At 44.6% G+C, this 12,849-nt stretch carries 16 protein-coding genes; 8 read left to right on the top strand and 8 right to left on the bottom strand.

What is annotated here, in order from left to right; genetic code table 11:
- The first annotated feature begins 63 nt into the window (after positions 1 to 63).
- From O3A65_07605 to O3A65_07580, 6 genes are read left to right on the top strand one after another with little or no spacing between them, the layout of a single operon-like run.
- Positions 64 to 2,259 carry a primosomal protein N' gene (locus tag O3A65_07605; GenBank protein ID MDA1332328.1) on the top strand — a complete coding sequence of 732 codons (2,196 nt, stop codon included), beginning with the start codon at positions 64 to 66 and terminating at the stop codon, positions 2,257 to 2,259.
- Between the two features lie 52 nt (positions 2,260 to 2,311).
- Positions 2,312 to 4,057, top strand: coding sequence for an arginine--tRNA ligase (gene argS, locus O3A65_07600; GenBank protein MDA1332327.1), 1,746 nt, complete (start codon positions 2,312 to 2,314; stop codon positions 4,055 to 4,057).
- An 11-nt stretch (positions 4,058 to 4,068) separates the two neighbouring features.
- A complete protein-coding gene (locus O3A65_07595; protein MDA1332326.1) occupies positions 4,069 to 4,590 on the top strand; it encodes an SPOR domain-containing protein in 522 nt (173 codons plus the stop codon).
- A 22-nt stretch (positions 4,591 to 4,612) separates the two neighbouring features.
- Positions 4,613 to 5,242, top strand: a complete 630-nt coding sequence (locus tag O3A65_07590) for a thiol:disulfide interchange protein DsbA/DsbL (protein MDA1332325.1) — start codon at positions 4,613 to 4,615, stop codon at positions 5,240 to 5,242.
- Between the two features lie 22 nt (positions 5,243 to 5,264).
- Positions 5,265 to 5,909: a thiol:disulfide interchange protein DsbA/DsbL gene (locus tag O3A65_07585; GenBank protein ID MDA1332324.1), complete on the top strand. Its 645-nt coding sequence runs from the start codon at positions 5,265 to 5,267 to the stop codon at positions 5,907 to 5,909.
- On the top strand, positions 5,906 to 6,664 hold the full coding sequence (locus O3A65_07580) for an SDR family oxidoreductase (GenBank protein MDA1332323.1): 759 nt from the start codon (positions 5,906 to 5,908) through the stop codon (positions 6,662 to 6,664). Before O3A65_07585 ends, O3A65_07580 begins: the two co-directional genes overlap by 4 nt.
- 14 nt (positions 6,665 to 6,678) lie before the next feature.
- Here O3A65_07580 and O3A65_07575 read toward each other — a convergent pair whose 3' ends face one another.
- The 3 genes from O3A65_07575 to O3A65_07565 form a co-directional block, all read right to left on the bottom strand.
- The gene (locus O3A65_07575; GenBank protein MDA1332322.1) at positions 6,679 to 7,320 is read right to left on the bottom strand and encodes an HAD-IA family hydrolase; all 642 of its coding nucleotides are present in this window, start codon (positions 7,318 to 7,320) and stop codon (positions 6,679 to 6,681) included.
- 14 nt (positions 7,321 to 7,334) lie between these two features.
- Positions 7,335 to 7,787 (bottom strand): tetratricopeptide repeat protein, encoded by a 453-nt coding sequence (locus O3A65_07570; protein MDA1332321.1) that lies wholly within the window; start codon positions 7,785 to 7,787, stop codon positions 7,335 to 7,337.
- 89 nt (positions 7,788 to 7,876) lie between these two features.
- Complete coding sequence (locus O3A65_07565; protein ID MDA1332320.1) at positions 7,877 to 8,383, bottom strand: DUF4157 domain-containing protein; 507 nt, start codon at positions 8,381 to 8,383, stop codon at positions 7,877 to 7,879.
- Between the two features lie 224 nt (positions 8,384 to 8,607).
- On the opposite strand from O3A65_07565, the gene O3A65_07560 reads away from it, so the two are divergent.
- Positions 8,608 to 8,805, top strand: coding sequence for a hypothetical protein (locus O3A65_07560; protein MDA1332319.1), 198 nt, complete (start codon positions 8,608 to 8,610; stop codon positions 8,803 to 8,805).
- A 2-nt stretch (positions 8,806 to 8,807) separates the two neighbouring features.
- Here the strand turns inward: O3A65_07560 and O3A65_07555 are convergent, their stop codons facing one another.
- The 4 genes from O3A65_07555 to O3A65_07540 all read right to left on the bottom strand — a co-directional run bounded on the left by O3A65_07555 (position 8,808) and on the right by O3A65_07540 (position 11,270).
- On the bottom strand, positions 8,808 to 9,185 hold the full coding sequence (locus O3A65_07555) for a hypothetical protein (GenBank protein MDA1332318.1): 378 nt from the start codon (positions 9,183 to 9,185) through the stop codon (positions 8,808 to 8,810).
- Positions 9,186 to 9,418: 233 nt separating this feature from the next.
- Positions 9,419 to 10,459 carry an ACR3 family arsenite efflux transporter gene (gene arsB, locus O3A65_07550; protein ID MDA1332317.1) on the bottom strand — a complete coding sequence of 347 codons (1,041 nt, stop codon included), beginning with the start codon at positions 10,457 to 10,459 and terminating at the stop codon, positions 9,419 to 9,421.
- Positions 10,456 to 10,944: an arsenate reductase ArsC gene (locus tag O3A65_07545; GenBank protein MDA1332316.1), complete on the bottom strand. Its 489-nt coding sequence runs from the start codon at positions 10,942 to 10,944 to the stop codon at positions 10,456 to 10,458. Before O3A65_07545 ends, arsB begins: the two co-directional genes overlap by 4 nt.
- Positions 10,944 to 11,270 carry a metalloregulator ArsR/SmtB family transcription factor gene (locus O3A65_07540; GenBank protein MDA1332315.1) on the bottom strand — a complete coding sequence of 109 codons (327 nt, stop codon included), beginning with the start codon at positions 11,268 to 11,270 and terminating at the stop codon, positions 10,944 to 10,946. Before O3A65_07540 ends, O3A65_07545 begins: the two co-directional genes overlap by 1 nt.
- A gap of 33 nt (positions 11,271 to 11,303) precedes the next feature.
- On the opposite strand from O3A65_07540, the gene O3A65_07535 reads away from it, so the two are divergent.
- Positions 11,304 to 11,489: a hypothetical protein gene (locus O3A65_07535; GenBank protein ID MDA1332314.1), complete on the top strand. Its 186-nt coding sequence runs from the start codon at positions 11,304 to 11,306 to the stop codon at positions 11,487 to 11,489.
- A gap of 137 nt (positions 11,490 to 11,626) precedes the next feature.
- Here the strand turns inward: O3A65_07535 and glmS are convergent.
- A partial coding sequence (glmS, locus tag O3A65_07530) for a glutamine--fructose-6-phosphate transaminase (isomerizing) (GenBank protein ID MDA1332313.1) occupies positions 11,627 to 12,849 on the bottom strand: 1,223 nt, incomplete at its 5' end.

The raw sequence follows: 12,849 nt of genomic DNA, 5'->3' as shown, positions 1-12,849 counted from the left end.
GTGGGGTATAGTCTCTGTACATTTTCTCTGGGTTTATTGAAAACGCCTAAGAACGCTTAGCTTATGTCTTTTGCTCAAGTTCATCTCGACGTCCCGTTGAAAGGACCATTCGACTATCGTGTTGGTCCCTATCAGGTTGTTAGAGGGTCAATCGTTGTCGTTCCGTTCCGTAATAAAAAAATGGTCGGGATTGTAGATCGCGTGTCCGACGTATCGTTAGTCGAGCCGCGTAGGTTAAAGGAAATCGAATCGGTTTTTGATTTTGAGCCATTATCCCCATCGTTCTTTTCCTTGTGTCAGTTTGTCTCTCAGTACTACTGTGCTCAGATGGGGCAAGCTCTATTTTTAGGTTTGCCAAAAGCTGTGCGTCGCATCGATTTTTTAAGTCGATTCACCCAAACGGTTTTCACTCTGAGCGACAAGGGCCTCCACGAGGTTCCAGCCTACTTGACCGCTCGCACAATTGGTAAAAGACGACTTTTTAATTTATTGTCTCAGGGCGCCATTATGTTACCGCAGGCACTTGCTGTTTACTCGAGTGCAAGATTAACGCTTACGCAATGGCATGCTAAGAGTTGGATCGACACCCATGAGCAACGTCAAAACGTCGTTTCACCCAAAGCGCTGATGACGCAAGTCGAGAAAGAAGACACCAAAGTTATTAAGTTAACAACACCTCAAAGTCTGGCCGTTGAGGCCATTATTGCTAATTTGGACATGCATCAAACGTGGCTGGTACAAGGGGTGACGGGGAGCGGTAAGACTGAAGTATATTTCGAGATCATGGCTAAGACGCTCGACCTTAATCGACAGGTGTTGGTGTTGGTACCTGAAATAAATTTGACGCCTCAGTTCGAATCCCGTCTGCGTAAGCGTTTTCCTCAGCATGAGATTGTGACTTTAAATAGCAGTATGACTGACAAAGAGCGTTACCAAGCATGGGCGTTAGCGCGATCGGGTAGTGCATCAATTGTTTTAGGCACCCGGCTTGCTGTATTTGTGTCGTTGCCGCGGTTAGGTTTGATTGTTGTAGATGAGGAGCATGATCTGTCGTACAAGCAAGTTGAGGGCATTCGTTATAACGCGAGAGATTTAGCAATCTATGTGGCGAACCAGCAGAAGGTGCCAATTGTTTTAGGCTCGGCGACCCCTTCTATAGAGACATACTTTAATGTTGTCGAGTCTCGGTATAAACGGCTCGTGTTAGAGGAACGACCACAAGGCCCACTGCCAGATATCGAATTAATTCCGATTGAGCGGGCTCACAGTCGTGAAATTTCGCCCGAAATAATAAACGCAATCCAAAAATGTTTGGACAAGGGTGAGCAGGTTTTGGTATTCATTAATCGACGTGGATATGCATCAGCCTTATTTTGCTCTTCGTGTAATTGGGTAGCCATGTGTGCACGGTGCTCTGCTCGACTGACGATACATCATCATTCAAGCCGCTTACGCTGTCATTATTGTGGTTATCAAAGCAAGGTACCTGACCAATGTGCCGAGTGCGGTAACCAAGATTTAATCGACTTGGGCCAAGGAACACAGAGAGTAGAAGAGGCTTTGAGAGCGCAATTTTCCAGTGCTTCAATCTTGCGTATTGATAGCGATACTACGAAACGTAAAGGCGTTTTTAAAGAAATGCGAGGGGTCATCGAAAAATCCAAGGTCGATATTATTGTAGGTACCCAAATGTTAGCTAAAGGACATGACTTTCCTAACCTCTCTTTAGTGGTAATTATGGGTACGGACCAGTCTCTTTTTAGCAGTGACTTTAGGGCGACAGAGAGGCTCTATCAACAGTTATTGCAAGTTTCTGGCCGACCGGGAAGGGGTAAGAAAAAAGGAAGAGTCATGCTTCAAACAGAGTTTTCTCAACATCCCGTGTATCAGTCATTAGTTCATCAGACCTTTGATGAGTTTGCACAACAATTATTATCTGAACGTAAAGAGGCAGCATTTCCGCCTTATTGTTATCAAGTGCTTCTAAGAGTCTCGGGAAAGCAGGAAATTAAAGTTTGGAAATTCTTATCGCGGGCCCATAAAGAGGCTTCGAGAATTAAGGTGTCCGGATTAGAGGTGTATGATGCCGTCCCATCCCCGATATTTAAAATGTCAGGGCTTTATCGAGCTCAGATCTTGATTCAAGCGGCTTCTCGAAAGTCTGTAAGGGAGTTTTTGAGTGTTTGGAGTGGTTATCTCGAAGAATTTCAAGAAAGTACTGTACGGTACGTGCTCGATGTTGACCCTCTCGATGTATAAATTTTTTTTAGTAAAAATACAATAGTGTTTCGTAACAACTAGCGATGTGGGCATGAACGATCCGACCGACCTGATTAATCAACTTAGAGTAGCCATTGTTTCAGCGCTGAAAGAGATGGAATTAGACGTTCCTCTCGATAGAATTGTTTTGGATCGCCCTAAGTCAACTGATCATGGTGATTATGCGTGCAACATTGCCATGCAGGTAGCGCGCGAACTTAAACAGAATCCCAGAGAGATCGCCAATCAGGTTGCTTCTAAATTATCCGCGCATGCGTTGATTAAAAAATCAGAGGTTGCGGGCCCAGGGTTTGTCAATTTATTTCTCAGTAATGAGTGTCATCAGAGCGTGATTCAAGAGGTGCTCGAGGCGGGCCCAAATTTCGGGCGTAGCAGTATGGGGCAAGGACAGCATATTCAGGTTGAGTTTGTTTCGGCTAATCCAACGGGTCCCCTTCATGTCGGGCATGGACGAGGGGCGGCTTACGGCGCAAGTATTGGTAATTTGCTTGAGGCCGTTGGTTATGCAGTATCTCGAGAATATTATGTGAATGACGCGGGTCGCCAAATGGATATCTTGGTGGCATCCACCTGGCTGCGGTACCTTGAGCTCTCAGGACAAGAGGTACGCTTTCCCTCAAAGGGCTATCAGGGTGACTACGTAAGAATGATGGCAGCAGCTATTAAAGTTAAAGATGGCGGCCGATACAACGTTGATTCAATTGCATCCAAGATTCATTTGGGCAAGGATGATGACGACGAGCAAATAATCGATCGATGGATTGACCTAGCTAAAACATATTTGGGCGCGTCCTACGAGACTATACATAGTTACGTGCTCAAGCAGCAGCTCGAGCAGTGCCGTGCTGAGCTGACAGCATTTGGTGTTGATTTTGATTGTTGGTTCTCGGAGCAATCACTCTTTAATGAGGGAAAGATTGAGTCCGTTGTTCATGACCTCGATCAAAAGGGTTATTTGTATACTAAAGAGGGCGCTACATGGTTCAGGTCGACTGAATTTGGTGATGAAAAAGATCGAGTCGTTCGGCGCGATAATGGGATCTACACATATTTTGCGTCGGATATCGCTTACCACGTTGATAAGTTTAAGCGAGGGTTTGATGCACTCATCAATATTTGGGGTGCGGATCATCATGGTTATATCCCGCGGGTCCGAGCGGCATTGGCGGCCCTCGGCGTGTGTGATTTTGAATCGGATCAGTTGCGTATCCCTTTGGTTCAGTTTGCAGTCTTATATAGAGATGGAAAAAAATTGGCAATGTCTACTCGATCGGGTGAGTTCGTAACCTTAAAGGAGTTGCGAGACGAAGTTGGGAAAGATGCCGCGAGATTTTTCTACATTTATCGGAAAAGCGATCAGCATTTGGATTTTGACTTAGATCTTGCTAAGGCTAAAAATAATGAAAATCCAGTTTATTATATTCAGTATGCTCATGCACGGTGTGCAAGCTTACTTATTAAATCGGAACAAAATATTGATGAACTGGCCAATGTTAATGTCAGCGATTTGACGCAATCCGAAGAGTTTGATTTGATGCGATCCTTAGCTGATTTCCCATTGATCATTCAATCGGCTTCGAGTGAACTATCTCCTCATTTCGTAGCTTTTTATCTAAAGGATCTTGCAGGTCTTTTGCACAGTTACTATAACTCGACTCAAATTTTGAGCGGTGACGAACGTCTCATTCCGTCCCGACTTGCCTTACTTGCTGCTGTAAAACAAGTGATAAAAAACGGATTATCATTAATTGGGGTAGATGCTCCAGAACGCATGTAGAATCAAAGAACATGGTAAAGCGTGGAATTATAAATAGCGGTAGTGGTGCTCCGAAACGAAGATTAGCTCTCGGAGTTTTTCTCGGTATTTTGATTGGATTAGGGGTGGCTATCGCGGTAACGTTTTATGTTAATCGTGCTACCCACGATGTGATCGATTCTAGCGGTCAGTCTAAGACTGAAGCAGCTGAAGAGGAAGTTGAATTTACCTTTTATGACGTGTTACTCGAAGGAGATAGAGCATCCGACCCTATCGGAGAGGATGGTGATGGCGAGAGGACGCAACGTAGCACGATTTTTTTTATACAGGTCGCAGCGCTATCTAATGCTAGGGCAGCAGATAACCTAAAGGCAAGATTGGCGATGAGCGGATTTGAGTCACGCATTCAATCAGTAGAGACAGTTGATGAGGGGTTGTTGCACCGCGTCCGAATCGGTCCTTATTACGAGGTGAGTGAGGTGGATAAAATTAAGGCTGCGTTGGTGGAATTTAATTTTGACGTTACAGTCATAAAAGTAAAAGATGATAATTAATAGGTGCGCGATGGATAGGTTTATGAAAACACTAATGACTATTTTTATTTTGTTTTTCTCTCAGATGAGTCTACAGGCTTCCGCCCAAGAGATTACAGAGGGTAAGGAGTATCAAGTTATTAAAGCTCAGGGTGACCAGGGGAGCGTTGTGCAGGTTTATGAGTTTTTTAGTTATGCCTGTGGCCATTGTTATGACTTTCATCCGTTGATTGAATCATGGGCGGCTAAGCCACGCAAAGGGGTCCAATTCAACTACATGCCGGCTGTTTTTAACGAGCAAATGATTCCTTTGGCGAAGCTTTTTTTCACACTTGAGGAAATGCAACTGCTCAAAAAAGTACACTACCAAGTGTATGACGCGATCCACGAGAAGAGGATCAATCTCCTGACGGATAAGAACATTTTTAATTGGGCTCAAAAAAATGAAGCAATTAATTTCAAAGAATTTGAGAAACTCTATAAGTCCTTCGGGATTGATGCAAAGGTTAAAAAGTCCAGTCAGTTGACGAGATCTTATAGAATTCCTGGAACGCCTTATGTGACCGTTAGAGGGAAGTACATCACGGGCCCCTCGATGGTGCTCAGACCTGAAGGAGGCGTTGACCCTATACGTTTTATCGGCACGCTCAATACCCTCATTGAAAAAGATTAATCTTTATTAGGGGATATGGCTGGTGCGCCCGAGTCGCCAGTTTCTGCTCATTCTATTTTTGGTGTTTGTGGGGTTCGTGCGTGCTGATGAACCTCAATTGGGCGATGATTATCAGCAACTAGATGCTCAAGTGGCCCCATCAGGCGACCGCGTTGAGATGATTGAATTCTTTTCATACAGTTGTTTGGGTTGCTATCAACTCGGTCCCGATCTAGATCGCTGGTATCTAGACCACTTAGAAGATGCTGATCTGATACGAATACCGCTCATCACTAATGAACAATCAGCCCGATTAGCGCGTTTATTTTATGCGCTTCAAGCCTTAGACCGGTTGACGCACATGCATTATGAAGTCTTTAGTGCAATACACGATCAGGGAAATAGGCTGTGGGAGATAAAGGCGCAACTTGAGTGGGTCAGTTCTTACGGTATTGATGTGGATGAGTTTAAGGAGTTATTAAATTCTGATCGGATTCGTGAGCGTATTAATAATGCTCACGCACTTGCTAAACAATATCCTATTTCTGTAACGCCAACTCTGTTGATTGATCGTACGTATTGGACCACGCCATCGATGATTAGATCACGAGATCGCCTCTTTCCGATATTGAATTTCTTGATCGCCCAATCGAACAACAGACGACAACAGTCAACGGGGACACCATGAATACTATTTTCATTACGGGGGCGTCAAGTGGTTTGGGTGAAGCTTTAGCTAGAGAATTTTCCAATGAAGGTGTGGCTCTAGGCTTGCTTGCAAGACGTTTAGAGCGACTGAATTTGTTGGTAAGTGATCTTGCGGGGACGGTATGTAGTTTCAGTGCGGACGTGGGTGATCCTCTAGCAATGCGAGCTGTTGCAGAGGAATTTATAAGATCTGTTGGTGTCCCAGATGTCGTCATAGCAAATGCAGGAATCTCTGTGGGCACAATGACGAATTTTGTTGCGGACCAAGAGGTGTTCGAGCGCATTATGCGCACCAACGTTTTAGGAATAGTGAACACTTTCCAACCTTTCATTGATGCAATGGAGAAACGGGGCTCGGGTACCTTAGTTGGCATATCCAGTATGGCTGGGTTCCGAGGCATTCCGGGATCCGGAGCTTACTCGGCGTCAAAAGCCGCAGCCAATGCGTACTTGGAGAGCTTGCGCGTAGAATTGGCGTCAAGTGGCGTAAGGGTTTTGACTGTCTGTCCTGGATATATTAAAACAGCAATGACGGATGTTAATCCTTTCTATATGCCATTTTTGATGGACGCCGGAGCGGCGGCCCGCTCAATTAAAAAAGCAATCTATAAACAAAAGCGTTTTCATGTGATGCCGTGGCAAATGCGTATTGTGGCGTATTTTTTAAGACTCTTGCCGCGATTGGTTTATGATCAACTCTTCAAACGGGCGCCCCGCAAGCCACGATCTTTGTGATTAGAGGGCCATCTTCAGGGTTGCCTTTCCTTGAGAATGGAGTCGAGTGCGCTGATTGCTTGCTCTGAGTCAGTCACTTTAATGGTGGTCATTCCCATGATTCGTGCAGGTTTTAAATTGCTACCAATGTCATCAAGAAAAACCGCATGTTCTGGTTTAACACCAATCACGTCGCATGCGGTTTGGAAAAATCGCTCCTCAGGTTTGCGATAGCCAATTTTTGCCGATTCAATGACGTAGGGGAATTCTCTCGATACTGTTTGCCAATCGTCTAATCGCTTTTTGCCGACTAAGCTATCCAGTTTTGGCGTCCTTAGGAAATTATTGGTTAAGCAGGCCACTTGATACTGTGCTCTACAACGCTGGACGAGAGAAATCATATGGGGTCGAAGGGGGGTGAATACTAACTTGAGAATTTCTAATCCGCCGATGTCGTGACCTTTGTTAATCGCCTCTTTGCGAAATAATTCATCAAATTCGTCCGGAGAAATCTCTCCTCGCTCAAGTTGTGCCCAAGCATTCACATCGTGCCCACTACTATTAAGATCTCGGATAAAGTTTGTGGGTAAGCCGCGTTCGTGCTCGAAAGCATTGAATGCCTCAAAGGGACTTTCAGTAATGACGCCGCCAAAGTCGAATAGGATCGCGTTTACCATACTATTGATTATCGTTATTGAGTAGCATGAGTAATGGCTTGCTGTAATTCCTTGAGTTCTTCACAGGGTATGGGCGAGCAAAGATGCTTTAGCCGCTCCAGTTGAATCTTAGCGCTTTTTAAATCGCCTAAAGTAATGTAGGCCTCACCTAGGTATTCTAGGGCCCCCTTATGATCAGGGTTAATTTTGAGGGCCAGCTCATAGTGGTTGAGTGCTTTGGCTAGGTCTCCAGACTTGCGGTAGGCGTAACCCAAGAAATTTTGTAGGTCAGCACTCCCAGATAGATCTTGGAGTGCTTGTTCGAAAATAATAATCGCAGCCGACCAATCTTCTTCTTGAAGCGCCGCTTTGCCTTTTTGAATGATCGGATTATCTAGATCGGATTCATCTACGTCTCCGAGATTGGCGTAACTCACAGGACAACATATGCTGACTATAACGCTCAGTTGGATTAGGAATCTGATCATAATGAGATTTGCCTATTAAAAAAGGAATGTGGCATATTTTAGTTCGAAAACGATCTCGGAGGTACATATTGGCGCCATTGGACCCTACTTTACTTTGGGCACATTTGGGTTAAGTAACGGGGGACGGTTTTAAGCCAAGGCATATGCAAGCCCTTTGCACTCACGAATTCATCCTGTAGTTGATAGGCTTGCACTTCGCGTTTGAGCCAGCTCTTACAGTTCAGATTCTTGCCAAAGTTATGAAATTGTAGGGTATGCACCAGCTCGTGGTAGAGAATGCTTTCACCCTCAACAGTGTTTACATCTAAGCCGTTCAACAAAAATATAGTCGTATCTTTGGTGGCTGCCTGAGCGTTACAGTTTTTATTTTTGCAAACTATTTCATTGATAAGTTGTTGACTGGCAAATTCAACACTTGGAAAGTGAGGGTTTTTTATGTCAGGGATACTCATGCCGGTTTTATCGTGAATGCGTAGGAGTAGTTTTTTTAAATATCTATCGTCTAAGCGTTCGCTTTCCGCGGCTGTCGCCCACGTGGTGGATATGCTTGAGGTCCAAATAAACAATAAAGCCGTGAGGAGGCAGTGACTTTTCATTAAACAGGTCTGTATATGTTAATATCTTTACGATACCTCATTCACTGAAAAGTTCTCGGAAGGTTTTATGCTTCATTCGCTCAAGATCTATAGGAGCAGTAGGCATCAACCCTTAATTGACGAGATTGCCCATGAAATTTAAATCAGCACTTAGGCAACTTCTACCTAACTCTACACGCTGTAAGTATGAATAACATTAATCTCTGTAACGACTCGATTTTCTCATGAGAATACTTCTATTGACGATGGGGGGGCTTGTAGTTGGGTGGTTGCTGATCCAAGTATTAAAGGGGCGCAGAGAGCCGCTTAGTCGCGCAGCATCAATTGGCGTCACCGTCATTCGGTTGATCAGCTATGTGGTAATTGGCGCTGCAGCACTCTTTGTTGTGTTTTTAGCTGGGCAGGAATTAACGCGACACTAGATTTATTGCGCACAAATGTAGCCAACTATATGAAAGCCAATTGAGTCTGGTGTGGCATTGTCCCAACGGTCTGATCTTTTAGGCATGCCGGCATCTCCTTCTCCCATTGCAGCCCCAAAAGTATTGACGGAAAGCATTTTATATTTTGTTTGTTTGCAATCTATTTGAAAAAGCACTTTAGCGGACCGATATCCCTCAGGTTGCGGTTCAATAAAATCGTAAAGCGCCCACGCATATATGCCATCCGGTTGGACGTTAAGGGATTTGAGGTCGGTATAGGTATGAAAAACTTTCCCTTTGTTTATTTTTATCCATTCCGCATGCGAAATCACTGGTGTGAGTAAAAAAAGGTATAGCGTTAAAGCACATATTTTTTTCATTTTTAAAACTCTCCTTCAAACGCTAATATGAACCAATCTAACCAATAACTGCATTACTTTAACACTGATAATATTCGCTGAAAACAATCAAAAGAAACCCTATAACAGATGGGATGTCCTGATTTTTTATTACAAACCACAGTCGTTCACGATTTCACCCAGTCAAAATGGGAAGACTACCGTGGTGGTAATTAGCGGTAGTTAACAGAGGGGCTAAATTAGCCCCTCTTTTTTTAATCGAAGTATCGTTTCTTGAACCACAGGGCTACAGAAGCCAAGCCGACCATAATTGGAACCTCGACAAGGGGACCAATAACAGCAGCAAACGCTGCTCCAGAGTTGATTCCGAACACCCCAATAGCTACAGCGATTGCTAGTTCAAAGTTGTTGCTCGCTGCCGTGAAGGACAGAGTACAGCACCTTTTGTAATCGATCCCCATCTTTCCTGTAAGAGCGAACGTAATGAGGAACATTACGAGAAAGTAAACCAAGAGTGGGACAGCGATTGTCAGCACATCCATCGGAATAGAAACGATCAATCTTCCCTTCAAGCTGAACATCACTACGATCGTGAAGAGCAGGGCGATCAGCGTAATCTTTCCGATCTTCGGTACAAAGTGATCGTGATACCACTCTTTTGATACGAACTTGAGCATCACAAATCTCGTCAGGAATCCAGCGATACAAGGGATTCCAAGGTAAACGAATACGCTCTGTGCTATTTGACCAATCGTTATGTCTACAACCGAGCCACTCAATCCAAAGTACGGTGGAAGAACCGTTAGGAAGAAGTAGACGTACACGCTAAAAAATAGGACTTGAAAAACAGCATTGAAAGCGACAAGTCCGGCAGCGTATTCGGTCGAACCCTTGGCTATGTCATTCCACACGATGACCATAGCGATACAAGGAGCCAGACCAATCAAGATCAGCCCAGCCATATATTCAGGCTTATCGGGAACGAAGGCTATAGCCAAGAAGAACATTAATACTGGGGCTACGAGCCAATTCATCAGCATAGCCAAACCAAAGACCCGTTTGTCACGGAATACATCTTGAAGATCTTCGTATCTAACCTTAGCAAATGGTGGGTACATCATCAGAATGAGACCCACAGCTATCGGAAGGTTAGTTGTTCCAACTTGGAACGAATTGATGAATGCTTCCACCTCAGGTATGAAGTACCCCAATCCGATTCCAACAGCCATAGCTGAAAAGATCCATACCGTGAGGTACCTATCTACGAAGGATAATTTTTTGGTTATGTCGCTCATACCTTAGCCAGCTCCCTAACCTTTGCTTGAATGCTCATCTGATCCAAGCGATCTAGCGGTAGATCAGCGAGTAGCTGAATCCTCTTTCTTAGCCCCAACATCACATCTTTAAACGCTTTTCGTTTTTCGTCGTCTGAACCCTCTACTTGAGATGGGTCTGGGAATCCCAAATGAGCAGTGACTGGGTTTCCAATCCATACAGGACAGACCTCTCCAGCAGCGTTGTTACACACAGTGATGATGAAATCCATCTTCGGGGAGTCGGGTAAAGCGAATTCATCCCAGCTTTTAGACCTCAGCTTGTCGACTGGATAGCCCAGATCAGCAGCTATTTCACGAGCGAACGGGTTCACGGAAGTTCCAGGTGTCGAACCTGCTGAATACCCAATGAATTTCCCGTTTGTTTGTGTGCTGGCTAATGCTTCTCCAATTAAAGAGCGAGCAGAGTTATGGGTACAGAGGAACAAAATGTTGTAAGTTTTCATTATTCGGCTTTGGCTTTCTTCGGTTTTGATGTGGAGCAGTCTTTACCACCACAACAGTTAAAAAGCAGAAACTCCATCAAGTCCTCAACGATGTCGGCTCTAGGTCTGTAGATTAGGTTTCTACTTTGACGCTCTACCGTCACAAGATTCGACTGAAGAAGTTCCTTTAAATGAAAAGACAGGGTCGCTGGTGGAACACCCAACAGTTCACCGAGCTGAGAGGGTCTTACCCCTGTATCGCCTTTCTGAACAATCAACCGAAACACATTGAGTCGGGTGTCTTGACCAAGGGCTAGGAATGTTTGGACAGCGTTTGTATTTTTCATAGTTCTATGATTATCGAATTATGTGACGGGAGTATGACAAAACCAGCTGATCCTCACCTCCTGCACCTCTATGTCGGGCTCTCTAGTCAGCCTAGCGTCTCGAGCCTTCCTTTTTTTGTAGATCGAGAACACGCTTTCTGGTCCCAGCTCGAACCCTCTAGGACTCCTATAGCCGTTTTTAATGAGTTCTTCAGCTATACCCCTGAAGGTCAGCCCTAGACCGTCTCTAAGCCGAATTACAAGGTCAGAGAGGGTCTTTTAATAAGCGGAATACGACCCAATCATCAGGGACTGGGTACGGATCTGTACGGTAAACTGGACGAGAAATCCCGTCTCCGAGTAACCCCCTAAAGGGATTATTCCACCGTGACGGACTTGGCGAGATTTCTGGGTTTGTCTACATCCGTTCCTCTAGCTAGGGCGACATGATAGGCGAGTAACTGCATTGGAATGGAGTGAAGAATGGGGCTCAGATGACCAAGGTGTTCCGTCATCTTAATGATATGTAATCCTTCTGATTCATCTAGGTTTGAGTCAGCATCGGCGAATACATATAGTTCTCCTCCCCGCGCACGCACCTCTGATAAATTTGATTTTAATTTTTCGAGTAATGCGTCGTTAGGTGCAACTGCGACTACAGGTGTGTCGCCATCAATGAGTGCTAGGGGCCCGTGTTTCAATTCGCCTGCGGGATAACCCTCAGCGTGAATATAAGAAATTTCTTTTAATTTGAGCGCGCCTTCAAGCGCAATTGGATAGTGAATCCCACGACCTAAAAATAGGGCATTGTGTTTCTTAGAAATATCTGCTGCCCATTTAATGATTTGAGGCTCCATCTCAAGTACGAGATTTAGCGCGGCGGGTAAGTGCCGCAGACCAGTCAGGAGTTTGCTTTCTAAATCTGCACCCAACTTTCCTTTTATCTTCGCAATCACGAGCGTTAATAAGTAAAGGGAAGCAAGTTGTGTTGTGAACGCTTTTGTTGATGCGACGCCGATTTCTGGCCCTGCGCGCGTTAAAAATTTAAGCCTAGTACCCCGAATTATTGAAGACTCTGGCACATTACAGATGCTTAACGTTTTGTCTTGACCAAGACTCTGCGCATATTTTAGTGCTGCGATCGTGTCCGCTGTTTCGCCTGACTGAGAGATAACGACGATCAGGGTCTTTGGATTAGCAATGGGTTTGCGGTACCGATATTCAGATGCGATTTCTACAAATACTGGTAATTCAGCAAGTTCTTCAAGCCAGTATTTTGCTGTCAATCCCGAATGATAGCTCGTGCCGCAAGCAATAATTGTTACGGATTCAATATCTTTAAGGACAGAAGGCGCTTCGGTGCCAAAGAGTTCAGGCACAATCGCGTTGGAACCAGTTACTAATTCTAAAGTGGCTGCTAATGCACCCGGTTGTTCAAAAATTTCTTTTTGCATGTAATGTTTGAACTGACCTAATTCGACCTGGTCAGCGGAAAGGTTACTTTCGTAAACTGTACGTTTAACGACGGCTCCTACGGCATCAAAAAATATTGGCCCATTGATGGTAATTTCTGCGAGGTCTCCGTCTTCCATGAAGATCA

The organism is Pseudomonadota bacterium (assembly GCA_027624715.1).
GTDB lineage: Bacteria > Pseudomonadota > Gammaproteobacteria > Burkholderiales > Eutrophovitaceae > Eutrophovita.
The sequence above is the reverse complement of the archived record's forward strand: the minus strand, read 5'-3'. Positions and strand labels throughout refer to the sequence as shown.